The sequence below is a fragment of the Flavobacterium nitrogenifigens genome, from assembly GCF_003254565.1.
In the GTDB taxonomy this organism is placed as follows: Bacteria; Bacteroidota; Bacteroidia; order Flavobacteriales; family Flavobacteriaceae; genus Flavobacterium; species Flavobacterium nitrogenifigens.
On sequence record NZ_QJRI01000174.1, the window covers coordinates 43,203 to 66,347 of the forward strand.

A 23,145-nucleotide genomic window follows, 5' to 3' on the forward strand; every position below is an offset into this window, starting at 1 on the left:
TAGACTCATTCTTTTAAAATTCGGAAACAATATTATTAAAAATTAACAAATAAAACTAATCTCACTAAATAAAATTTACAAGAAAAAACTCGTTATTAATATCTAAAGGCTGTAGGCTAGTTTTTACCGTACACCACTTTGATTTTGTCAACAATCACCTGCGCTAGACGTTCATGACTTTCAAAAGTCCAACCCGCAATATGAGGCGTCAGCAAGACATTTTTTGCTTCCATAAGGTATTGAAGTGCTTCGGGCGTATTATTCTCTTGGAATAAGGTTTCAAAAGAAAGTTTTTCATATTCCAAAACATCCAAACCTGCACCTAGAACTTTTTTCTCTTTCATAGCTTCAACCAAATCGGCTGTAACGATATTTTTACCACGTGAAGTGTTTATAATCCAAAATGGCTTTTTAAACGCATTTATAAAGGCACTGTTGACCATTTTGTCCGTTTCTGGTGTCCAAGGAAGGTGAAGACTTAAAACATCTGCTTTTTCGCGCAATTCTTCCAATGAAACTTGTTTGGCATTTTCGTCGCCAACATTATCCAAAATATCATAGCATAAAACCTCAGAATCAAAGCCTCTTAATTTTTTAGCGAAAGCTTTTCCCATGTTTCCGTAACCGATAATCCCAACTGTTTTTAAATCCAGTTCATGGCCTCGATTGCTTTCACGATTCCAGTGACCCGCTTTTACTTCTGCATCGGCTTGATTTAAATTATTAAATAATGACAAAATCATTCCTAGCGAATGTTCTGCAACAGCATTGCGATTTCCTTCTGGCGCAGCAATAAGATGAATTCCTTTTGAAGAAGCATACTCACAATCAATGCTCTCCAGGCCTGCACCAACTCTTGCAATAAATTGCAACTTTGTTGCAGCATCCAAAAATATCTTATCAATCTTGAATCGGCTACGAATTACGATTCCGTTATAGTCTTGAATTTTTGCTTCAATTTCTTCTTTTGAAGATTTGAAATCGGCGTGATTTTCAAAACCCGCTTCTTCCAATTGATTCCAAAGAATTGGATTATTACTGTCGATATGAAGAATTTTTATACTCATTTTGTGTTGAATTTATAAAAAACAAAAATACGGTTAATTTAATCTCGCAAAGTCACAAAGCCGCAAAGTTTTTCCTATTGCAATAAATTTTGAACCTTTGAATCTTTACGCCTTCACTCCTAAACTTTTTATTGCTGGGATTTTTTTTTAACTTTGAAAGAATAAGGATTTCACAATCCATCATATAAATCTTCAGAAAATCTTCCCTAATGAAACTTACCAAGACTTTTAAAGCCTTTTTTGAAAACGAAAAATCGGGAGGAATTATCCTGCTCTTTGTCACGCTTTTATCTCTATATCTTGCCAACTCTTCCATTCAAGTTCCATATGTTGCTTTTTGGGAAAAAGAAGTTGCGGGTCATTCTATAACACATTGGATCAATGACGGACTGATGACTATTTTCTTCCTTTTGATCGGATTGGAGCTAGAACGCGAGATTTATCATGGTGAATTATCTAATATTAAAAATGCTTCTCTGCCAATTATGGCCGCTTTTGGCGGAATGCTGGTTCCTGCCGCAATCTTTCTGGCTTTAAATTATGGAACAACCACACAGAACGGAGCCGGAATTCCAATGGCTACCGATATTGCTTTCGCAATCGGAATTTTATCGCTTCTAGGAAATAGAGTTCCTGCTTCATTAAAAGTCTTTTTAACTGCTTTGGCGGTTATAGACGATTTGGGCGCCATAATTGTTATTGCTGTTTTTTATACTACATCTATTTCTTTTTTGAATCTAGGAATCGCACTTGGAATTTGGGGCTTATTATTTATCTTAAACCGAATGAAGATCCATAATCTGATTCCGTATTTAATTGGTGGAGCCATAATGTGGTATTTTATGCTTAATTCAGGTGTTCATGCAACCATTACGGGAGTTATTTTAGCATTTGTAATTCCGTTTGGAGATGGCGGAGAAAAAACCTCATCGTATAGATTACAGCATTTTTTACATCAGCCCGTTGCTTTTTTTATTCTTCCCTTATTTGCGATAGCCAATACCGCTTTAACAATTAATGAGAATTGGCACGAAGGCCTTAATCATGTTAACACATACGGAATCATTCTCGGACTTGTATTAGGTAAACCGCTTGGTATTTTACTTTTCTCTTCTGTTGGTGTAACGTCTGGTTTGTGCATGTTGCCAAAAAACTTAAAATGGGCACATATTTTTGGCGCAGGAATGCTAGGCGGAATTGGTTTTACAATGTCAATATTCATTACGGTACTTGCTTTCAAAGATCCTGAGGTTATTGTTTTTTCTAAAATAGCCATTCTTATTGCTTCCTTCATAGCAGGTCTAGCAGGTTTCTTATATCTAAAATATATTCTGAACAAAAAAACGACCTGAATATGACAAACTATTAAGAATTGAAATTGTCTATTTTATTAATCTGGCTAAAACAAATTCCGAAAAGTAAAAATTCCAAATTCCAATTGTGCTCACTTCAATAATGAAAAGAATCAGGCAAATACTTTCGATATCATTATCACTTATAATATTACTTATTGGTATTATCTTTTATCAAATAAAATACAATCCTTCACGCCCTGACTTACGTCCTCAAATCCCCGTTTCGTTTTGCGGAACCCAAGCTTTTGAATTAACAGGAGATGCTTACAAAGGAAAAGAGATTTTTAACTCCAATTGTGCCGCTTGCCATAAACTAGACTCCGAAAGTACAGGGCCTGCACTTAGAAATTTAGACTCATTGGTTTTCGTCAAATGGATGCTAAGGAAAAACCATAAAATCGACAGTACTAAAATTGAGAATTTAGGAATTGATTATCACAGAGCAACATTTAAAGATGTTCTCAATGAAGAAAATCTTTTAGACTTAATTGATTATTGTTCACGAGTAAGATATTGAACCTCAAAACAAAAAATTCCAAACTCCAGTTTTAAAATTGGAATTTGGAATTTTAAAATATTGGAATTTCTTTAAAATCTAACCTTTAATTTGTTTCAATGAAGTCTTGATTCCTTTAATTAATGATGAACTGAAACCATTATGCTCCATTTCATTTAAACCGACAATTGTACAGCCTTGCGGTGTTGTTACACGGTCAATTAATTGTTCTGGGTGCACACGTTCTTCCAGAAGCATTTTAGCCGCTCCTTTTACCGTTTGAGCTGCAATTGCAAGAGCAGTATTAGAATCAAATCCGATTTCGATTCCTGCCTGCATAGAAGCGCGAATATAACGTAATGCGTATGCCGTTCCGCACGCGCCTAAAACAGTTGCTGCATCCATTAATTTTTCATCAATTACAGGAGCAGTTCCTAAATCTTGAAATAAGTCAACAACTGGCGAAGCGTTTGCTGCATATTTTTCTGGAAAAGAAATACAGGTTGCCGATTCCCCAAACTGTGCCGCAATATTGGGCATAATGCGAACAACTGGATATTCAAAATTTGTTTTAGTCTGAAGCATATCCAAAGACAATCCGCTAACTGCTGAAGCAATGGTTTTGTTTTGAATAACTGGCAGAATTTCGGCTAAAACAGTATCAACCTGATACGGCTTTATAGTTAAAATTACAACATCAGCTTCCTGGATATTGTGTTTATTATCGTTAGAAACAGTAATTCCATATTCTGATAGATATTGGATACTTGCAATGTTTCTTCTAGTAACAGTAACTTGGTTGTTTTTCGAGAATTTAGCAATTCCCAAGGCAATAGAAACCCCAAGGTTTCCTCCTCCAATAATGTGTACTTTCATTTTGGTTTGGCTTTAATTTATTTCTGATTGGTAAACAGCATTTTCCGCCTGCAAATTACGCAGATTTTAGAGATTTTAAATCACTGTAAAAAGGTAATTTGTGGCAAAAATCTAGAATCCGAGAATCAAATTTGCTACTCCAAAGTATAACATGATTCCGAATACGTCATTGGTCGTTGTGATAAACGGACCAGTCGCAATTGCGGGGTCAATTTTGTTTTTGTTCAAGAAAAGTGGCACTAAAGTCCCTAAAGTTGCAGCAAAAAGAATTACAACAATCATCGAAATTGAAATAGCAAACCCCACTAAATACTGCTGATACATGATAGAATGATAACACAATAAAAGAAATGAGATGATACTTCCAGAAATCATCGAAACGGTAATTTCTTTGGTAAAATAACCGCGGCTAAAATCTTTCAGTGTTCCATTTGCCAAACCTTGTACAACGATTGCCGAAGCCTGAACGCCAATATTTCCTGCAGTTGCAGAAAGTAACGGCACAAATATGATTAATGTAGAATATTTTTGGAAAGTTGCTTCGTTGCCTTTCAAAACAAAAGATGCTACAATTTCGATTACCATTCCGATCAAAAGCCAAGGCAAACGTGCTTTTGTCAATTCATAAACGCTGTCATTCGATTCAACGTCTTGGGTAATACCGGCAGCTAACTGGTAATCCTTATCGGCTTCTTCCTTAATTACGTCTACAATGTCATCGATGGTAATTCTTCCGACTAATCGTCCTAATTCATCAACAACCGGAATAGCCTCTAAGTCGTATTTCTGCATGATACGAGCGACTTCAACATCTTCCGTATCTACTTTTACAAAATTTAACTTTCGGATATAAACATCGCCAATTTGAGTTTTGGTCGAAGAAGTCAATAAATCTTTAAGGGAAAGTCTTCCTTTTAGTCGGTTTTCATCATCAACTACGTAAATAGAATGTACTCTAGAAACATTCTCTGCCTGAATTCGCATTTCTTTAACGCAGGTCAAAACGTTCCAATTTTCATTTACCTTTACAAGCTCCTTACCCATCAAACCACCAGCCGTGTTTTCGTCATAACGCAAAAGATCAACAATGTCTTTGGCGTGTTCAACGTCAACTAACTCTGAGATTACTTCCGCTTTAATTTCTTGCGAAAGTTCGGCGATAATATCGGCAGCGTCATTAGTTTCAAGCTCATCAAGCTCTTCTGCAATTTCCTTTGGTGAAAGTCGGCTTAAGATATTTTCACGCAGATCTTCTTCCAATTCAAGAAGAATTTCGGCTGTTTTATCACTATCTAAAACCTTAAAGATATAGGTTGCCTCGTCGAAATCTAATTCGTCTAAAATTTCGGCAATATCAGCATGGTGCAAATCATTAAGTAAAACTTCTAATTCGTTGTCGTTTTTCTTGTTGATCAGCTCTTCTAGCTGGTGTATAAATTCTTTACTAACTTTGAACTCCATCGGTTTCTATTTTTAGAGTTAGTTCAATAAATTCATCGACGCTAAGCTGCTCCGGACGTTTATCAAAGATAGTGTCTTCTCGCAAATTGTCTGATAAATTTAATGTTTTCAAACTGTTACGTAATGTTTTTCGTCTCTGCTGAAAAGCGGTTTTTACAACTGTAAAAAATAACTTTTCGCTGCAAGGAAGACTGTAATCTTCCTTTCGGGTCATTCTCATCACACCCGATTTCACCTTGGGCGGAGGAATAAAAACGTTTTCATTAACCGTAAACAGGTACTCTGTATCATAGAAAGCCTGAGCTAAAACTGATAATATTCCGTATGTTTTTGAGCCTTTCTTTTCGCAGATGCGCTCGGCTACTTCTTTTTGGAACATTCCAGAAAATTCCGGAATCTGGTCTCTAAGTTCTAATGTCCTAAAAACAATCTGAGAAGAAATATTATACGGAAAGTTGCCTATTATAGCAAACTGTTTGTCTTGGTAAACTTCATTTATATTATACTTCAGGAAATCCTGAGAGATAATCTTGTCTTTTAATTTTGGATAATGCGCATCCAAATACGCTACCGATTCGGTATCGATCTCAATAACGTGTGTAGTAATTGGCTTTTCAAGTAAATATTTAGTAAGCACACCCATTCCTGGCCCTATTTCCAGAACCTCCTCATATCCTTTAAGAGTCAAAGTATCCGCAATAGCTTTTGCGACGCTTTCGTCTTTAAGAAAGTGCTGTCCTAAATGTTTTTTTGCTTTTACTTTTTCCATTTCATTTCTTGTTTGCCACCAGGCTGCAAAAGTATTCTTTTTTTGCCACAATCCCGATAGCTATCGGGACAAAGACACAAAGATTTAATTTCTTTTGACTGAATACTAATTACTGAAAACTGAACACTAAATATTAATGCTCCGAAATAACCTCCAATTCTGTTCTGAAAGAAAGCATTTTATCAGCAAATAAACCCAAAGCTTCTCTGTGAAATTCAGGCTCGTCTTCGACATAAAACTTCTCCAGAGTTTCTTTACTGTCTGTTATATATTGTACAGAATATGTAATTCCGCCCATTTCTTCTTCAACTAGAACTTTTACTATTCGTGCTGAAGAAAATTTATTAGTAGCCAGAATTTCTGGTATGTGTTTTTCCTGCATCCATTTTAACCATTGGTCATGAACGCTTTCGTGTATATTTGTGGTAACGTTGTAAATAATCATTCTTTCTAAGGTTCTGAGATGCTATCCCGATAGCTATCGGGACTAAGGTTCTGAGGTTTCTCTCGAAACTCAAAACAATCTCATTATTAATTCTTTTCTCTTTGGAATTTGGAATTTAAAATATTGGAATTTATAAATTCTTATCCCCTCTTAACTCTCGATATTTTTTTCTGGCATCAACAAAGTAAATACTGTCTTGATGATTAAAAATCACCTTCTCATATAAAGGCTTTGCCTTTTCCGTATCTTTTAGTTCATCGTTGTAAATCTCTGCTGAGAAAAATAGTGCTTCATCAACATAAATTCCGTCGCTGTGATTGTCAATGATTTGCTGGTATTGGCTTAAAGCCGAAGCAAAATCCTTCTGACTTTCGTAAACTTTTCCTAAACGAAGCAAAGTTACCGCTTCAATTTCCTGACCTTTATAGGTCTTTAAAATATTCTGAAACTGAGTTATCGCTTCTTGTTTTTTATTCTGATAAATCAAAAAATCGCCTTTTGCAAATGCTTTTAAAGCCACTTGAGTCGAGTCTGCAGCGGTGTTATCATTAATCAAAAGAAAATATTCTAAAGCATCATTGGCGATTAACTGCGTATTTGCCGCTTTTAATTCTTTAAATTGTTTATTTGCCCATTCAAAATCGCCTTTGTAATAACTTGTTTTGGCTGCTTTTAAACTTGCTTCGTGCGCCATTACATCATTCTTTAAATCCAATTGAATTTGCGAATAATAAATAAGCGCCTGATTGTACTTTTCTTCTAAAAGCAAAATATCTGCCAGTTCCATTTTGGCGTCGGCTTTTTGATATTCGTTTAGATTTAATTCTAAAGCCTTTTTGATTACTGCCTTTCCTTCTTCTGTCTTTTTCAAATTAAAAGCCAAAAAATGCGCTTGAATGATTTGCAAAGATAAGGTAAAAGGACTGATTTCGTAAGTAGCCAGCAATTGCTTCAATTCCTGATCGATTAACGGATAGTCTTTTTCCTGTGCATTATCGATCTTTATTTGCATTAAATAAGCATTAGACTGAATCAGCAAGCCTACATCTTTGGTGTTTTGAAGAATGAAATTCAGGATTTCAACAGCTGTTTGGTCATCGTTTTCATTCATTGCAAACTGACTCAAATTGACAATACTCATTAACGATTCTGGTTCGCGTTTGTAAATGGCTTTTTCCTGAATAAAGGCTTTTCCAAATTCTTTCTGCTGTACATAAAACCAGCTTAAATAGTGGTTCCAGAAAACATCTTGATCTTTTTGAGTCCTTAAGATTAAGGCTTTTCGCATTGCATCTTTAAAAGCCGTATTATCGGTTTCACCATTCATGAATCTTGACAATTGTGTCTGAATCAGATTCGTGTTTTGCGGATTTGTGAAAGATTCCGTCAATAATAAATCAATCATTAAATCGGTTTTCCCCAACTGTCCATACAGCATTCCGATTTGAAAATTGAAATTAAAATTGGGCTGAACCTGCATTGCCGTTTGATATGCTTTTAAAGCATATTCCAAGAGAACTTTTTTCTCGAAAGAACTTGCAATTCCGTAAACATCATTCGGATTGACCTTTATTTTTTCGATTGCCTGTTCGTAATAATTTTTAGCTTTCGAATCGTTTTTCTGCAACTGAAAATTATATCCTAATTCAACCAAGAAAACGCCTTGTTTATATCGGTTGTAACGATCTTGAATTGCTTTTTCTGCATTGGCAAACTGCTGCAGTTGCTGATAGCAATCAACCGTTCTTAAAAAATACTGTGTATTGGATGGCGCACCTCTCAAAAGCTCTTCATAACTGATTTTAGCTTTATCAAAGTCTCCTTTATCGTAATAATATTGTGCAAGCTGCTCGTTTTGTGCAAACGCAAAACCAGAACACAACAAAACAATACAAATCAATATGTTTCTCATATTTTTTAAGTTTTCAGTCGCAGTCGCAGTTTTCAGTCAATACCTGAAATTGCAAACTGGAAAATTTTTAGTCTTCAGCAACTGTAAACTGTCACTGTATACTGAGACTTTTTTAGTTACTGTAAACTGGGACTTTTCTAGTTTTCCAAAAAATCAGAGCTAAACCAATTAAAATAAACGGAACACTTAAAATCTGTCCCATATTAATCAGCATACTGTTTTCAAAAGCTTCTTGATTTTCTTTAAAAAATTCAATTATAAAACGAGCTGTAAATAATAAAGTTAAGAAAGTTCCGAAGATTAATCCTTGTGCACTTCTAATTTTTTCTGATTTGTACATATAAAACAGTATTCCGAAAATCAGTAAATAAGCAAATGCTTCATACAATTGTGTTGGATGTCGCGGAATCAAATCATCTCTTTCAAAAACTACTCCCCAATTTCCGTTGGTTGGTTTTCCATAGATTTCAGAATTCATAAAATTTCCCAATCTAATAAATGTACCCGTTACAGGAACTGCAACAGCCATTTTATCTAAAAGCCCTAAAAATTGCACTTTGTATTTTCGGCAGTACAAAATCATTGCCGTAAGAACTCCAATAGAACCTCCGTGACTTGCCAAACCTTGATAACCCACAAATTGATAAACTCCTTTTATTTTCTGAATCGGTAAAAGGATTTCTATCGGATGTTTTAAGAAATACTCTGGTTCATAAAAGAAACAATGTCCAAGTCTAGCACCTAAAACGGTTCCGACAATTACATAAATCAGTAACGTATCGAGATTATCTAGCGAAAGATTTTCTTTTTTATAAATATTTCTAACAATATAAAAGCCCAAAAGAAGTCCGCAGGCAAAAAGAGCTCCGTAATATTTTAAAGGAAAACTATCTGTAATCCAGAAAATAACAGGATCTACGTTCCAGTTTAAAATTCCATTCATCATACTCCGTTTTTTAATTTCTATAAATTAAGAAAACCTAACAGGTTTTAAAAGCCTGTTAGGTTTATATCTTAAAAACTATATTTTTTTAGTTTATAATATCAAATCCACAGTAAGGACGTAAAACTTCTGGTATTACGATTCCTTCTGGAGTTTGGTAATTTTCAATAATTCCGGCCAAAACACGTGGAAGCGCTAATGAACTTCCGTTAAGTGTATGTGCCAGCTGGTTTTTTCCATCTTTATCTTTAAAACGTAATTTCAAGCGATTTGCCTGAAAAGTTTCAAAGTTAGAAACAGAACTGATTTCTAACCAACGATCTTGTGCTGTAGAAAACACCTCAAAATCATAAGTCAAAGCAGATGTGAATCCCATGTCGCCACCGCAAAGACGCAACACTCTGTAAGGTAATTTTAATTCTTTCAAAATACCTTTTACATGTTCCACCATTCCGTCTAGCGCGGCATAAGAATTGTCTGGATGCTCGATACGAACAATTTCTACTTTATCAAATTGGTGCAAACGGTTTAATCCGCGAACATGTGCTCCGTAAGAACCTGCTTCACGACGGAAACATGGCGTATACGCTGTCTGTAAAACCGGCAATTCGCTTTCGTTCAAGATTACATCGCGGAATAAATTGGTTACCGGAACCTCAGCCGTTGGAATCAAATATAAATCGTCAATTCCAGCGTGGTACATTTGTCCTTCTTTGTCTGGCAATTGTCCAGTTCCGTAACCTGAAGCTTCATTTACCAAATGCGGCACTTGAACTTCATTGTATCCTGCAGCGGTATTTTTGTCTAAAAAGTAGTTGATCAAAGCACGTTGAAGCTTTGCTCCTTTTCCTTTATAAACAGGAAATCCTGCACCAGTAATTTTTACACCCAATTCAAAATCAATGATATCGTATTTCTTAACCAATTCCCAGTGAGGCTGTGCACCTTCATGCAAAGCTGGAATATCTCCTTCTTGGAAAACATTCAAATTATCATCTGGGGTTTTTCCTTCAGGAACAATATCTGCCGGAAGGTTTGGTAATGTGTATAATTTATTGGTTAACTCAACAGCCAAAGCTTCAGCTTTTTCGCTCAGTTCTTTGCTTTTTTCTTTTAGTGAAACGGTTTTTTCTTTTAAGATTGCGGCTTTGGCTTTCTCTCCAGCTTTCATCAATTCACCAATATCTTTGGACAATTTATTAGATTCTGATAAAGTATTGTCTAATTCCACCTGTGCAGCACGACGATTTTCGTCTAATTGAACCACCTCTTCAACAACGCTTTTAGCATCGATATTTCGTTTTGCTAAAGCTTTGATTACTTTCTCTTGATTTTCTCTAATAAATGCAATTTGTAACATAGCTTGATTTTTATAACTATTGTATTTTTTATAACGGAAGCAAATTTAAGGAAATGTTTGTTAACATTAGGTCAAAGTTTTGCAGTAAAACCGAAATCTCCTATAAACAGCAAAAGCACTGTAAAAGTGCCTTTGATTGTTATTTAGAAATTGAGGAAATTTACTCAAGAAAACGATGCTTGTCGTCTCTATGAAAAGCGTATTCTCTCCCGTTATACTTGATTTTTTCTAATTCTTTTTTAATTTTCAAGTCACTTTTTTCTTCACTACCATTTACTACATCACTTTCTATAGCTTCTTCGTAATAAAAGTTTTTAGATATGATCAAATCAAAATAACCATTGGTTTTATGATCTGAAAGACTCATTCCGGTTTCTAATGTTTCTATCTCAAAAGTTCCACTTCCGTTAGAATCGCCATTGGTCAATCGAATTGGGTATTCGTATAAAACCTTTTTTATCTCATTATCAACCAAAGTTATTAACGTAAATTTTTTCTCCGAATATAAAACAATTCGGCTGCTCGCGTTGGCTTCGGTATAAAAAGCAATTGCTGGAGTAGTTTCGTTTAGAAAAACCAGATCTTTCAAGATATGCGATTTCGAAAACTGAATCGCTTCATTATCATAATAACCTAAATTATCATCAAACTCTTCAGCAATTATGCTTCCGTCTTCACGATTTACAAACAAATATTTACGTTGAAAATAATTCCCCAACTCTTCATCATCATCACTGGTTCTAAATGCTTTTTTTTCGTGTGAAACAGTTGTGAGCACAAAAAAAACAGTTTGCTCATCGTAATTGATAGAGCTTGTTTCTTTCATTTTAATATCTGAATATTTGATTTTTAAATTTGATGCCACTTTTGAGAGCAGATTCAAATTCATTTCTTTAGAATCTTCAATCTCATCCAGATTTTTAAAAATGAGTTTTCTTAGCGGCTTTTTATTATGACCAAGATGAGCTTGTGTTTCTGAAAGCAGTTCCTCATACTGAGTTTCGGCATCGTTTTTAACTTTTTCATTTTTCCCGCAGGAAAATAAAAACATCAAAACGGTACTTATAAGAATCGTTTTTTTCATAGGCTTTGATTTGTTAGAAATTAGGGCATTCCAAATATATAATTTTCTTACAAACCTCAGCAAAAAAACAAAAATTTAATCTCTCTTAATTTCGTGACCAACAAACTCTTCCAGTGTTTTAAACATTTCTTCAACCGAAAGTACTTCTGTATCAGGATGCGATTTTAAAAATGCGGCATTCAATTCCGCCAGATTTTCGTCCAATTCAAAATAAGCATTGTTATTTAGCACGTCTTTGAAAGTGTTTGGTGCATCATATTTTTCTTTTAGAAATTTCCCTAATTTGATGTTGCTCTGCAAGCGTAATTTACGGCATTGTTCTTTAAACAATTCCAAATGCTTTTCGGCACCAATTAAAGCCAAACCTTCTTCTATTAGTTCATTAAGTTCTTTATTCCAACCTGAATCATGAACAAACTTCGAAAAATTTCCTTCGGCATATTTAGAAGCATAAAAATCTAAATAATAACTCATTAAAGCATCTTCGTGAATTAAATCGTCGTCTATTTTTTCTTCGCGCATTAAATTGATTACCGAAATATTTGAATTTACAATATCCTGAGGATTTTCGCTATTTGCCGCCGTTTCTGAAATAATGATTTTACCGAATTCCATTTGAGTTTTTATTTAAAAGATTGTTCTGCAAAGTTGCGGGAAATAATTGAATGTTCCTTTTCAAACTTGTTTAATTTGCGTTATTTTTTCTTGTTTTAATATCCAAAAACACCAATACAATACTCTTTATTAGACGAAACACAATTTTTCTGCTTTTTCTACGTTTGACCTTACAATCTTTAACAAAAATCAACGTTATCAATTTAAATTAAAAAGTTGGTCAAAAATTGACTACCTTTAAGCAACCATTTATAAAAAGGCATATCTGTTTAAGAAATAAGACTTTACACCGAAGTTCTCCTAGCTAAAACCAAAAACATGAAACAGATCTTACTACTATTTAGCATCCTGCTTTTGCTGGCCAGCTGCGACAATGATGAATTGCCACAGTCTGATGTGCCTTTTGCGTCTGTGGGTAAAGGAGATTCTTTTTCTAATGGTCAAAGCATTGCTCAAAGACATTTGGTAATTAAAGACGCTAAAACCTGGAATAACTTTAAGAAAGAAATGAACATCACTAGCGATGTAGCAAAAGATTTTAAAGAAACAACTATTGATTTTAGCCAGTATCAAGTTATCGCCGTAATTGATAAAACACAACCCAACGACGGACATTCGATTGATATTGTAGAAATGACCGAAAACCGCAATACTATAATTGTAAAAGTCGAAAAGCTGAAAAACGGAAATCTTACTAAAAAATCTTCAAGACCGTACGACATTGTGAAAACAGCAAAAACAGACAAAAAAGTGATCTTTGAGCAGTAATCTTCAATTAATTTCACAGTAAATAATACAGTCATTACATTTCTTTTTTACTGCTATTCAATATTAAATAATCCTCAAAATAAAGTAAAAAGTACAGCTAGAATAATAGTAAAACTTTTTATTATCTGCTTTTATTGCTATCAAACATAGCATACTATGATATATTGCACTCACAAAATATCTGTTTTGGTTATTGAAAAGTAAAGCTTATATCTAAAATACAATAATAAACATTAATTTTATTGCATTCAGAATCGACTAAGCTTCAAAATCAGAAAATATGATCCAAAGAAAAGTATTAGAATATTACGTTTTAGATGTATTCTCAAATGAGAGTTATAAAGGAAATCCCCTTTCGGTAGTTTTTACAGATGGGAATTTAAAACTAGAAACGTATCAAGATATTTCTCGGGAATTTCGCTATTCTGAAACTTCTTTTGTGTATTATTCCGCTAGAGAAAAATCGCTGATGGTTCGTTCCTTTACCCCAACCGGAATCGAAATTGACGGTGCTGGCCATAATTTATTGGGCGCAGTCTGTGGCGCACTTTTAAAGGGAATTCCAATTTTTGATGAACAAAATGAAAGCGAACCTTTTGTAATTATGAACCATTCGGCAATTCCGCTGTCAGTAAGTTTTGATCCTGAGACTCTTTCTCCAATTGTTCAAATGCATCAAAAATCTGCAGTAATCAAACAAGAAATTCCAACGTATAAAATTGCAGTAGCTTTAGGTCTAAAAATTGAAGATTTGGATGTAAATGCTTTTGTGCCAACAATAGTTAAAACAGAAGTCACGCATACAATGGTTCCTATAAAAAACAGTCAAATCCTTAACAGTTTTACTCCCGACAACCAGCTTTTAATTGAAATCTCAAAAGAGTATGATTTTGAAGGTTTTTATTGTTTCACTCCAGCCGAAGAAGGTCTAGATCATATAGTCGAAACAAGGTTTTTTAATCCTATAATAGGAATTAACGAAGACCCAGCAACAGGAACCGCAGCGGGCCCCTTAATTGGTTTTTTAACACAAAAAAAATTCACTAAATCGGATAAGGAATATAAAATTCTTCAGGGTGTAAAATTAAAACAGCCGTCAATGATTGAAGTTGTGAATCGAGAAGAAGATATTCTGGTGGGCGGTTCTTCGATTATTACTATGAAGGGAGAACTTTATATATAAAATAAAGAAGCCACATTTTGATGAAGATGTGGCTTCTTTATTATTTCTTAATTTCCTGTGGCAAGATTTTCTTCTGCTCTTTCTGTTCTGGCGGAATTCGTTTTTTCAAAAACAATATCTGACCTAAATGACTCGATTGATGCTCCATGACGTGAAACCAGCAATATTGATTGGTCATATCATATTTTAACTGAACTTCGGCAAACCAAGCATCGTCTCTTTTCTTTAATTCTTCAATGGTTTTTGCTCTTACTTCATTATAAATATCTAAATAATATTGAATAGGATGTCCTTTAAACTCGTCTCGTCCACCTTGATCAAGATTTAAAGCGTTGTTCCAAATTTTCTTTTCTTCTTCATTAAAATCTCTGTTTTCAAAAGTAAAAACCTGATAATATTTTTCGGCTGTGGCCAAATGCATCACCAAAGCTCCAATTCGATTTGCTTCTTCATCATGAAGATAATCGATTTCATATTGACTCATGTTTTTCACCGTTCTTTCTACACGAGCTTTTAAATCTTCGAGCATCGAGATCATGTCAGCTATTTTTGGAGAAGCACCTTCAACATTTCCAATTCTTGCTTGCGGACGTGGCTTAATTCCAGTTCCTTCCAATAATATGCTGCTTTTTCCGTCAACACTTGATTTATCAGAAGTGATTTTATATTCCTTAACTTTAACTATTGCATCTTTTGATGTTCCTAAACTCCATTTCGGAATATCTCCATTTTTTGCAGGAGTTTCAAAACTTGAATTTAAAACTGTAAAAGGCTCAAAAATTCCTTTATCATTTTCGATCAATAATTCAAATTTATCAAAATAGAATTTTCCGTTATTAATGCACAAGCCTCCAAAGCTTACCGATTTACTATTGGCATCCAAAGTTCCTTCTACAGTATAAGAATTCCATTCTTTAGACTTTACTGGTCTGTCTTGCATATTATCAAAAAAGCCTTCTTCATCGTTTTTAGTATCGACACGCGCCCAAACTCCCGCCCACGCATTTGGTTCTGAAGTTTCAACTTTAACCGAAGCTATTACTTTAAATTTCTTCTTGACTTTAGTCTGAATATCAATTGTTTGATTGAAAGATGTCCAATCACTAGAAATTACTTTTTGCGTTTGAGCATAATTTACACTGAAAAACAAAAACAGTAGTGGCATTATTAGCTTTTTCATTTTTGGAAAATTAATGTTACTGTAAATGTAATATTGTTTTCCTAAGTAATAACTTACTTTTCAAAAAAAACTTCATAAAAAAACCGTATCAGGCAGGATACGGTTTAAAATATTTAAAACTAGAAAAACTTCTTAGTTCGTTTTCATTGGCGGTAAATCGAACGCTTTTGAATCGTGTTCGAAGTTATTTCTGTGCGCTCCATCGCAAAATGGTTTGTTTGCAGAATGTCCGCAACGGCAAAGTCCTAATGCTTGTCTTCCTTGTAAACCGTAAAGTGTTCCTTCTGGATCCATGATTTCAAAATCGCCTTCAATTTTGATTGATCCGTTTTTATTGATGATTAATTTTGTCTTGCTCATAAATTTGTTTTTTTCGGGCGCAAAGATTGCGAATTATATTCTTATTTATAAACTCGAAACGTAGTTTAAACTGGTTCTATTTTATGTTTGTCTTGCCACAAAGACGCTAAGACGCAAAGTGTTTTTATTAAGTTGAAAATAATCTCACAACCCCGATAGTTATCACGAGCCGAAACGCAAATGATTTTTGAATTGCGTCCAGCTTTAGCTGGATGTCATTATAATGATTCTACAAAATGGCTTTAGCCAAAAATGAGTCTGTTTGGCTAAAGCCCTGCAACATTATATTACAAAACCTCCAGCTAAAGCTGGAGGCAATTCATATTTATTTTTTTTAAATCTTTTAAATCTGTGACAATAAAAAAACTAAAGCGTCTTGTAAACAAAATTCCTAAACTTTACATTTCCTTTTCCAATAGAGCAAAGACCAATTCTAAGTCCAAGAAAACCGCTTAAAACATTATGGTTATATCCCGAAACCTCAACAGAGTTTTCGATTTTTTTCCAATCTTTTCCGTCTAAGCTGTAAAACATATCAACTGTGTTTTTAATGTTTTTAAGTTTAAGAAAGACTTTTCGCGTATGCGTATTTTTCTCTGTCGGAAACTGCCAACCTCTCAAATTTGCTAAAATATTGTTTTGATCAGCTAATATTCCGGAGTAATATCTATTATCGTAAAAAAGCGTTAATCCACCAATGGCATCGCCTTCAATTTCCATTTCAACTTCTGCTGAATAAGAATGTCCACCAGGAACAACTACAAGAGGCGAACTGTTTCCTACTCCATCGCCTTTTCCTTCAATAGTCAATGTATTATTGGCAACTTTAAATCTTGAAGCTTCCATTCCATTATAAAATTTCCATTGCGGTTTAAGAGCCGAACCTTCAAAATTATCACTTAAAGAAAACTCAGGAAGCGTTTTCCCTTCTGGCTTTACAATTGGTTTATCAGTCTCGATATTATCTGGAATTTTATACCAGCCCTCTTTTGTCCATTCTACTGGCTGAAGCAAAGTCTGGCGACCTAAATTGTAATAATCCTTTTCGTAACCGTGAAAAATCATCCACCATTTTCCGTTTACATCTTCAAAAATGGTACTGTGTCCTTTTGACCACCAAGTTTCAGAACTGCTGTTGGTTCTCACAATCGGATTATGAGGCGAGTTTTCCCAAGGCCCAAAAGGAGATTTTGATCGTGCAGAAATCACCATATGACTTGTCGCTGGGCCAGCGGTTCCACCTTCAGCAACCGTTAAATAATAATATTCGCCTCGCTTGAAAAGTTTCGGCCCTTCCATACAAAAACATTCAATGCTCCACTCACGTGGAATTTTCCATCCATCGTAAACATGTTTTAATTCACTTGTTACCGAAAGTCCGTCTTTTGATAAAGCGACATAGCCTCCGTTACTGAAATATAAAAAACGGTTTCCTTTATCATCTGTAATATGTCCCGGATCAATATTCCCGATTTTCAAATCTACTGGTTCGCTCCAAGGGCCATTAATAGAATCTGCTGTAACGACAAAATTGGTATTATTCGCAGGGAAATAAATGTAATATTTGTTATTGTACTTTATTAAATCGGGCGCCCAAACGGCTCCAACATATTTATGAAGCGCATTTGTAACAGGTTCCCAATTCATTAAATCGGTCGAATGCCAAATTAAAAGCCCTGGATAATAATCGAACGAAGAATGAACGACATAATAATCTTTCCCGTCTCTCAATAAACTCGGATCTGGATAATCTCCAGCAAAAATTGGGTTTGAATATTGTCCCTGCTTTAAATTCTTTTCCGATTGTGATTGAGAATAACCGTAAAACGAAAACAGTACTAAAAAGGTTAGATATATTTTTTTCATGTTTTGATATTTTTTTTTCAAATATAGTCAAAAAGACTATAAGGTTTGTATTGAGGAGATTTTTTGTGATTGTTACGCAGAGATGCGCGGAGGATTTTCGCAGAGGTTCGCAATTTTTTATGAAAGAAGTTAAAATTAATCTCGCAAAGTCACAGAGACGCAAAGTTTTCGATTTATTTTGTCATTTCGAGGAACGAGAAATCTCCACAAGAAGCTCGACAAAGATTGGCTCTTCTAGGAGTGGAGTTACTAGCTGAGATTTCTCGTTCCTCGAAATGACAAACTGCATGGTTAATCCTCAACTTAAAACAAAAAACTTTGCGTCTCTGCTCCCGATAGCTATCGGGATTGCGAGATTAAAACATCATAATTCTCAGTAAAAACTCTGCGAATCTCAGCGCTTTTTCTTTGTGAATCTCTGTGTAATATTAAAATCTCAATTCTATTGCTTATTTTTGCACTCAATAAAATTGAATTATGATACAAGATCCAAAGAGATATACTATCACAGCGGCATTACCTTATACCAACGGACCTATTCATATTGGTCACTTGGCTGGGGTTTACGTACCTGCAGATATATATTCGAGATATTTAAGATTGCAAGGAAAAGATGTAGCATTTATCTGCGGAAGCGATGAACACGGAGTTGCAATTTCGATGAAAGCCAAGAAAGAAGGAGTTACACCGCAAGAAGTTATTGATAAATATGATGGAATTATTCGTAAATCGTTTGAAGATTTCGGAATTTCATTCAATAATTATTCTAGAACTTCTGCTAAAATCCATCATGATACGGCTTCAGAATTCTTTAGGACTTTGTATGATAAAGGAGATTTTATTGAAGAAGTTACTGAGCAATTGTACGATGCAAAAGCAAATCAGTTTTTAGCAGACCGTTTTGTGGTTGGAACTTGTCCGAAATGTGACAATCCAGAAGCTTACGGAGATCAGTGCGAAAAATGCGGATCGACTTTGAACGCGACTGATTTGATCAACCCAAAATCGACAATTACGGGAGAAACTCCGATTCTTAAAGAAACAAAACACTGGTTTTTACCTTTAGATAGATACTCTGATTTCTTAACTGAATGGATTTTAGTCGGACATAAAAACGATTGGAAAACGAACGTTTACGGACAAGTAAAATCTTGGATCGATGCAGGTTTAGAACCTCGTGCCGTAACACGTGATTTGGATTGGGGAATTGATGTTCCTGTTGAAGGTGCTGAAGGCAAAAAACTATACGTTTGGTTTGATGCGCCGATCGGTTACATTTCTTCTACTAAAGAATGGGCAGCGCGCGAAGGAAAAGATTGGGAACCATATTGGAAAGATGAAGAAACGAAATTGGTACACTTTATCGGAAAAGACAATATCGTTTTTCACTGTATTATTTTCCCAGCGATGCTTAAGGCTGAAGGAAGCTATATTTTACCAGACAACGTTCCGGCAAATGAATTCTTGAACTTGGAAGGAAACAAACTTTCGACTTCTAAAAACTGGGCGGTTTGGTTACACGAATATTTAGAAGAATTTCCAGATAAGCAAGATGTTTTGCGTTACGCATTGACATCTAATGCTCCTGAAACAAAAGATAACGATTTTACTTGGAAAGATTTCCAAGCGAGAAATAACAACGAATTAGTTGCTGTTTTCGGAAACTTCGTAAACCGTGTTGTGGTTTTAACCAACAAATATTACGATGGAATTATCCCAACTCCAAACGAATTTACAGAAGTTGACGAACAAACTTTAGCTGAATTAAAAGCGTATCCAGCCGTGATTTCAAGTTCGGTGGAGCGTTACAGATTCCGTGAAGCTTTGGGCGAATTGATGAATGTGGCTCGTTTAGGAAATAAATACCTTGCAGACGAAGAGCCTTGGAAAGTTATGAAAGACAATCCAGAGCGTGTAAAAACTCAAATGTATGTGGCACTGCAAATCGCTGCTGCGTTGAGCGTTTTGGCTGAACCGTTTTTACCTTTTACTGCTGCGAAACTTTCTAAAATCTTGAATTTGGCTGACCTTAAAGAACATTTTGCAGGTTTCAGTAAATTCTTGAAAGAGAAAAATCGTGATGCAAAAGACATCTTTATTGATAAAACGTTAGGTTGGAATGACATTTCTGAAAACTCAGATTTATTACCTGCAGGACATAAAATTGGTGAAGCGGAATTGCTTTTCGCTAAAATTGAGGACGAAGAAATACAAAAACAAATAGACAAATTGGAAGCGACAAAAACCGCAAATATTGCTGAAAACAAACAAGCAGAACCGCAAAAAGATTTAATTCAGTTTGAGGATTTTGCGAAAATGGATATTCGTATCGGAACTATTTTAGAAGCTGAAAAAATGCCAAAAGCAAACAAACTTTTGGTTCTTAAAGTAGATACAGGAATTGATGTTCGTACCATTGTTTCAGGAATTGCTGAGAGTTTTTCGCCAGAAGAAATCGTAGGAAAACGTGTTTCTGTATTAGCGAACTTGGCTCCAAGAGCTTTACGTGGTGTTGAAAGCCAAGGAATGATTTTGATGACAACAAATGCGGAAGGAAAATTGGTTTTCGTTAATCCAGATGCTGATGCACCGAATGGAGCGACTGTAAACTAATTTTATACATTTTATAAATGGCGTGAATCAGTTAATGCTAATTGATTCACGCTTTTTTGTTTAATTAAGTGTAAATTTATTCCCTCAAAATAAAATGTTCCTCAAAAAATTGAAATGAAAAAAATTCTTATTCTACTATTATCAATTGTTTTATACAATTGCAGCAGTGACAAAAATACTGTTGATGAAACTGAAATATCCGAAGTAAAATTAACTGCAACTATTATTGAACCTATAAAAGATAGGGATCTATCTTTTTATAATAATGGCGCTGCAGGTATTTTTGAAGATCCAACAGTTAAAAAAAAATTAAAAGCAAAAATAGTACTCTCTGATGATAGCAATTCCAAAACTAATTTAGCAATTAAGTGGAGAAGCAATATCGACGGATCACTTTATGAAGGAAAACCAGACAATAATTTAGAAAGTGAAATTAATATCAATTTGACTAAAGGATTACATAAAATTTTCTTTGAGGTTTACAGTAACAACAACCTTTTGATTAAGAAGGATTCCATAACAATTTCAAATGTAATTAAACTTGAAGCATCGAATGATACAGGCAGATCGATAAATTTAAACTGGTCTAAATATGAAGGAAACGACTTTATTTCTTATTTGGTGTATGGTAATAACTCCCAACCACTAGCTGAAATTACGGATATTAATAAATTAACTTACGAATATCTAGAGACAAAATCCTTAATCGAAAAACAGAAATATCAAATTGTAGTTAAAACTTCTAGCTCTCCAAGCGAAGTTATAGGAAGTAATATTGTCGAGATCATAACGGGTAATTTCATAGAATTTCAATACTATATTCCGAAAATGATTAAAGACGCTCAGAGATCAAAGATATATGCAATTGTTGCACCTCAATATAGCTCTGATAAAGCTGACAAATATGGTCTATTGATAATTGATAGTAAAAATTTTAAAATTGAATCCCATATTTTAACCAATGAAAGGTTTTCAGATTTGGACATTTCACCTGACGGTCAATATTTATATCTAACACAACGTTACATAGACAAATTAACGAAAATTGACTTATCGACAATGTCTGTATATAACTTTCCAACTCAAACAGACAGCTGGGGTTTTCATAAAATTGAAGCAGGAAATAATAATGTTTTATTTTGCCATAGAACACCTCCAACCTCAGGTGCCACGGGTATTTATACAATTAATGGGGCAAATGGAAATGCAATTAACATTAGTTACAATGCATATAGTCACGGAGATATAGAATTTAATAGTAAAAACGGCAAATTATATATGGGAGAAAGTAATACTTCTTCTGGAGTAATTTATGCTAATACATACATTAATCAGGAATTAAAAATTGAAAAGAATTATCCCGTATTTCCAGATGGAGTTTTATATCCGGAACCGTTTCTTTTTATTTCAGAAGATAATGAATCTATTTTTTGGGAAAAGTATCAACTGGATTTAGGTCTTCAAGTAAAAAGAGAATTTAATACGAAAATGATAGCCGCAAGTCCGTCAAATATCTATTTATCCGATCTAGAAAAAGTATATAACTATGATAATCTTTCTGTTATTTTCAGCTATCCCCCATTTCCATTAGATGATAATAGGAAATCCATTTTGTTTATTGATGACAACACTGTAATTACCTGTAAAACTTATCAACCAAATGTATTAGGAGAAGCTGCCCAAACTTATTTTTTCAAAATGAAAATTTAATAATTTCGGATTTACATTGAACAAACAAAGAAGCTTTTAAAGAATTAAATCAGAATCTATTTATTAAAGTAAAAAATGAAACTCACAAAACCAAGATTAGCCCTAATCTGCGGTATACTCTGCATATCCATTTTCCCGATATTGGTAAAACTACGTTTAACACCAGGATTGATTTCGGCATTTTACCGAATGTTTTTTGCTGTGATGCTGCTTTTGCCTTATGTTATTTTCAGCGGAAACTTCAAACTTCCAAAACTAAAATTTGCTCTTTTGGCAGTGCTTTGCGGTGTTTTATTCTCTTCTGATGTTGCGGTTTGGAATATTGCCATTCAGGAATCAAGCGCAACTCAGGCTTCGTTGCTGACCAATTTATCTCCCGTTTGGGTTGGTGTTGGTTCTTTCTTTTTTCTAAAAGCAAAACCTGCAACGAATTTTTGGATAGGAACATTAGTCGCTTTATTCGGAATGGTAACTTTGGTCGGTTTTGAGTTTTTTATCGATTTAAACTTCGATAAAGCATTTCTATTTGCCGTTTTATCTGGCATTCTGTATTCCATTTATCTTTTGGTCAGCAAAAATGTACTTTCAGAAGTCGATGTTCTTTCGTTTATGACGATCAGTTTATTCGCTTCAAGCATCTATTTAGGGATTTTATGCTACGCTCTAGGCGAACCTTTTACCGGATTTTCAAATGCGGGCTGGTTTGTACTCGTACTTCAGGCCGTAATTTGTCAATTGTGCGCTTGGCTTTCTATTAGTTATGCGACTCAGCACATGCGTGCAACGAGGGTTTCGCTAAGTTTATTGAGTCAAGCTGTAATTACCTCAATTTTGGCTTGGTTGTTTTTGGAAGAACAAATAACTTTACAGATGGTTTTCGGCGGAATCATTCTGCTTTTCGGAATCCGAATTACATTTTACGATAAAACAATTTCTTTAAAAGGGCTTTTTTCTAAGGATTAAGAAAAAGGTTTCACACAGATAACACAGATTTGAGCAGAATATTTTTTTATCTTAACAGAAAATCATTAGAAAAAATTAGTGTAATTCACGATTAGTTATCAGAAGTAGCTAAAAATTTA

The 23,145-nt window shown here is 34.5% G+C and carries 19 protein-coding genes and 1 pseudogene; 7 read left to right on the forward strand and 13 right to left on the reverse strand.

Annotation, left to right across the window (positions count from 1 at the left end):
- Nucleotides 1-116: 116 nt before the first annotated feature.
- The gene (locus tag DM397_RS11235; protein WP_111377629.1) at nt 117-1,067 is read right to left on the reverse strand and encodes a 2-hydroxyacid dehydrogenase; all 951 of its coding nucleotides are present in this window, start codon (nt 1,065-1,067) and stop codon (nt 117-119) included.
- 209 nt (nt 1,068-1,276) lie between these two features.
- Here DM397_RS11235 and nhaA point away from each other — a divergent pair, with 209 nt between their 5' ends.
- On the forward strand, nt 1,277-2,419 hold the full coding sequence (gene nhaA / locus DM397_RS11240) for a Na+/H+ antiporter NhaA (protein ID WP_111377630.1): 1,143 nt from the start codon (nt 1,277-1,279) through the stop codon (nt 2,417-2,419).
- A gap of 262 nt (nt 2,420-2,681) precedes the next feature.
- Nucleotides 2,682-2,939: pseudogene (locus DM397_RS24025) on the forward strand (c-type cytochrome); the annotation flags it as partial.
- A gap of 78 nt (nt 2,940-3,017) precedes the next feature.
- Here the strand turns inward: DM397_RS24025 and proC are convergent.
- The 9 genes from proC to DM397_RS11290 all read right to left on the reverse strand — a co-directional run bounded on the left by proC (nt 3,018) and on the right by DM397_RS11290 (nt 12,383).
- Nucleotides 3,018-3,794 carry a pyrroline-5-carboxylate reductase gene (gene proC, locus DM397_RS11250; RefSeq protein ID WP_111377631.1) on the reverse strand — a complete coding sequence of 259 codons (777 nt, stop codon included), beginning with the start codon at nt 3,792-3,794 and terminating at the stop codon, nt 3,018-3,020.
- Nucleotides 3,795-3,905: 111 nt separating this feature from the next.
- Complete coding sequence (gene mgtE, locus DM397_RS11255) at nt 3,906-5,255, reverse strand: magnesium transporter (RefSeq protein ID WP_111377632.1); 1,350 nt, start codon at nt 5,253-5,255, stop codon at nt 3,906-3,908.
- Nucleotides 5,239-6,024, reverse strand: a complete 786-nt coding sequence (gene rsmA, locus DM397_RS11260) for a 16S rRNA (adenine(1518)-N(6)/adenine(1519)-N(6))-dimethyltransferase RsmA (RefSeq protein WP_111377753.1) — start codon at nt 6,022-6,024, stop codon at nt 5,239-5,241. Before rsmA ends, mgtE begins: the two co-directional genes overlap by 17 nt.
- A gap of 133 nt (nt 6,025-6,157) precedes the next feature.
- Nucleotides 6,158-6,469, reverse strand: a complete 312-nt coding sequence (locus tag DM397_RS11265; protein ID WP_111377633.1) for a DUF4286 family protein — start codon at nt 6,467-6,469, stop codon at nt 6,158-6,160.
- A gap of 130 nt (nt 6,470-6,599) precedes the next feature.
- Nucleotides 6,600-8,381, reverse strand: a complete 1,782-nt coding sequence (locus tag DM397_RS11270; protein WP_111377634.1) for a tetratricopeptide repeat protein — start codon at nt 8,379-8,381, stop codon at nt 6,600-6,602.
- Between the two features lie 112 nt (nt 8,382-8,493).
- On the reverse strand, nt 8,494-9,327 hold the full coding sequence (lgt, locus tag DM397_RS11275) for a prolipoprotein diacylglyceryl transferase (RefSeq protein ID WP_111377635.1): 834 nt from the start codon (nt 9,325-9,327) through the stop codon (nt 8,494-8,496).
- A gap of 85 nt (nt 9,328-9,412) precedes the next feature.
- A complete protein-coding gene (gene serS, locus DM397_RS11280; protein ID WP_008465517.1) occupies nt 9,413-10,684 on the reverse strand; it encodes a serine--tRNA ligase in 1,272 nt (423 codons plus the stop codon).
- Nucleotides 10,685-10,844: 160 nt separating this feature from the next.
- On the reverse strand, nt 10,845-11,768 hold the full coding sequence (locus DM397_RS11285; RefSeq protein ID WP_111377636.1) for a hypothetical protein: 924 nt from the start codon (nt 11,766-11,768) through the stop codon (nt 10,845-10,847).
- Nucleotides 11,769-11,843: 75 nt separating this feature from the next.
- A complete protein-coding gene (locus DM397_RS11290; RefSeq protein ID WP_111377637.1) occupies nt 11,844-12,383 on the reverse strand; it encodes a DMP19 family protein in 540 nt (179 codons plus the stop codon).
- 318 nt (nt 12,384-12,701) lie between these two features.
- On the opposite strand from DM397_RS11290, the gene DM397_RS11295 reads away from it, so the two are divergent.
- Both DM397_RS11295 and DM397_RS11300 read left to right on the forward strand, forming a co-directional pair.
- On the forward strand, nt 12,702-13,151 hold the full coding sequence (locus DM397_RS11295; protein WP_111377638.1) for a protease complex subunit PrcB family protein: 450 nt from the start codon (nt 12,702-12,704) through the stop codon (nt 13,149-13,151).
- 280 nt (nt 13,152-13,431) lie between these two features.
- On the forward strand, nt 13,432-14,334 hold the full coding sequence (locus tag DM397_RS11300; RefSeq protein WP_111377639.1) for a PhzF family phenazine biosynthesis protein: 903 nt from the start codon (nt 13,432-13,434) through the stop codon (nt 14,332-14,334).
- A gap of 40 nt (nt 14,335-14,374) precedes the next feature.
- On the opposite strand, the gene DM397_RS11305 is transcribed toward DM397_RS11300, so the two are convergent.
- The 3 genes from DM397_RS11305 to DM397_RS11315 all read right to left on the reverse strand — a co-directional run bounded on the left by DM397_RS11305 (nt 14,375) and on the right by DM397_RS11315 (nt 17,740).
- The gene (locus DM397_RS11305; RefSeq protein ID WP_111377640.1) at nt 14,375-15,514 is read right to left on the reverse strand and encodes a DinB family protein; all 1,140 of its coding nucleotides are present in this window, start codon (nt 15,512-15,514) and stop codon (nt 14,375-14,377) included.
- A gap of 132 nt (nt 15,515-15,646) precedes the next feature.
- Nucleotides 15,647-15,874: a CDGSH iron-sulfur domain-containing protein gene (locus DM397_RS11310; protein ID WP_111377641.1), complete on the reverse strand. Its 228-nt coding sequence runs from the start codon at nt 15,872-15,874 to the stop codon at nt 15,647-15,649.
- A gap of 366 nt (nt 15,875-16,240) precedes the next feature.
- Entirely contained in the window at nt 16,241-17,740 is a 1,500-nt protein-coding gene (locus DM397_RS11315; RefSeq protein WP_111377642.1) for a family 43 glycosylhydrolase, read from the reverse strand.
- Nucleotides 17,741-18,217: 477 nt separating this feature from the next.
- On the opposite strand from DM397_RS11315, the gene metG reads away from it, so the two are divergent.
- The 3 genes from metG to DM397_RS11330 all read left to right on the forward strand — a co-directional run bounded on the left by metG (nt 18,218) and on the right by DM397_RS11330 (nt 23,026).
- A complete protein-coding gene (gene metG, locus DM397_RS11320; protein ID WP_111377643.1) occupies nt 18,218-20,353 on the forward strand; it encodes a methionine--tRNA ligase in 2,136 nt (711 codons plus the stop codon).
- A 114-nt stretch (nt 20,354-20,467) separates the two neighbouring features.
- Nucleotides 20,468-22,063, forward strand: a complete 1,596-nt coding sequence (locus DM397_RS11325; protein ID WP_111377644.1) for a YncE family protein — start codon at nt 20,468-20,470, stop codon at nt 22,061-22,063.
- A gap of 75 nt (nt 22,064-22,138) precedes the next feature.
- The gene (locus DM397_RS11330; protein ID WP_111377645.1) at nt 22,139-23,026 is read left to right on the forward strand and encodes a DMT family transporter; all 888 of its coding nucleotides are present in this window, start codon (nt 22,139-22,141) and stop codon (nt 23,024-23,026) included.
- Nucleotides 23,027-23,145 lie beyond the last annotated feature (119 nt).

Excerpts from the sequence above, each read along its gene's own strand:
- serS (WP_008465517.1), bottom strand. The coding sequence starts at position 10,684 with ATGTTACAAATTGCATTTATTAGAGAAAATCAAGAGAAAGTAATCAAA.
- DM397_RS11270 (WP_111377634.1), bottom strand. The coding sequence starts at position 8,381 with ATGAGAAACATATTGATTTGTATTGTTTTGTTGTGTTCTGGTTTTGCG.
- DM397_RS11310 (WP_111377641.1), bottom strand. The coding sequence starts at position 15,874 with ATGAGCAAGACAAAATTAATCATCAATAAAAACGGATCAATCAAAATT.
- DM397_RS11265 (WP_111377633.1), bottom strand. The coding sequence starts at position 6,469 with ATGATTATTTACAACGTTACCACAAATATACACGAAAGCGTTCATGAC.
- nhaA (WP_111377630.1), top strand. The coding sequence starts at position 1,277 with ATGAAACTTACCAAGACTTTTAAAGCCTTTTTTGAAAACGAAAAATCG.
- mgtE (WP_111377632.1), bottom strand. The coding sequence starts at position 5,255 with ATGGAGTTCAAAGTTAGTAAAGAATTTATACACCAGCTAGAAGAGCTG.
- lgt (WP_111377635.1), bottom strand. The coding sequence starts at position 9,327 with ATGATGAATGGAATTTTAAACTGGAACGTAGATCCTGTTATTTTCTGG.
- DM397_RS11315 (WP_111377642.1), bottom strand. The coding sequence starts at position 17,740 with ATGAAAAAAATATATCTAACCTTTTTAGTACTGTTTTCGTTTTACGGT.
- DM397_RS11305 (WP_111377640.1), bottom strand. The coding sequence starts at position 15,514 with ATGAAAAAGCTAATAATGCCACTACTGTTTTTGTTTTTCAGTGTAAAT.
- rsmA (WP_111377753.1), bottom strand. The coding sequence starts at position 6,024 with ATGGAAAAAGTAAAAGCAAAAAAACATTTAGGACAGCACTTTCTTAAA.
- DM397_RS11235 (WP_111377629.1), bottom strand. The coding sequence starts at position 1,067 with ATGAGTATAAAAATTCTTCATATCGACAGTAATAATCCAATTCTTTGG.
- DM397_RS11325 (WP_111377644.1), top strand. The coding sequence starts at position 20,468 with ATGAAAAAAATTCTTATTCTACTATTATCAATTGTTTTATACAATTGC.
- DM397_RS11290 (WP_111377637.1), bottom strand. The coding sequence starts at position 12,383 with ATGGAATTCGGTAAAATCATTATTTCAGAAACGGCGGCAAATAGCGAA.
- DM397_RS11330 (WP_111377645.1), top strand. The coding sequence starts at position 22,139 with ATGAAACTCACAAAACCAAGATTAGCCCTAATCTGCGGTATACTCTGC.
- DM397_RS11285 (WP_111377636.1), bottom strand. The coding sequence starts at position 11,768 with ATGAAAAAAACGATTCTTATAAGTACCGTTTTGATGTTTTTATTTTCC.
- DM397_RS11295 (WP_111377638.1), top strand. The coding sequence starts at position 12,702 with ATGAAACAGATCTTACTACTATTTAGCATCCTGCTTTTGCTGGCCAGC.
- metG (WP_111377643.1), top strand. The coding sequence starts at position 18,218 with ATGATACAAGATCCAAAGAGATATACTATCACAGCGGCATTACCTTAT.
- DM397_RS11300 (WP_111377639.1), top strand. The coding sequence starts at position 13,432 with ATGATCCAAAGAAAAGTATTAGAATATTACGTTTTAGATGTATTCTCA.
- proC (WP_111377631.1), bottom strand. The coding sequence starts at position 3,794 with ATGAAAGTACACATTATTGGAGGAGGAAACCTTGGGGTTTCTATTGCC.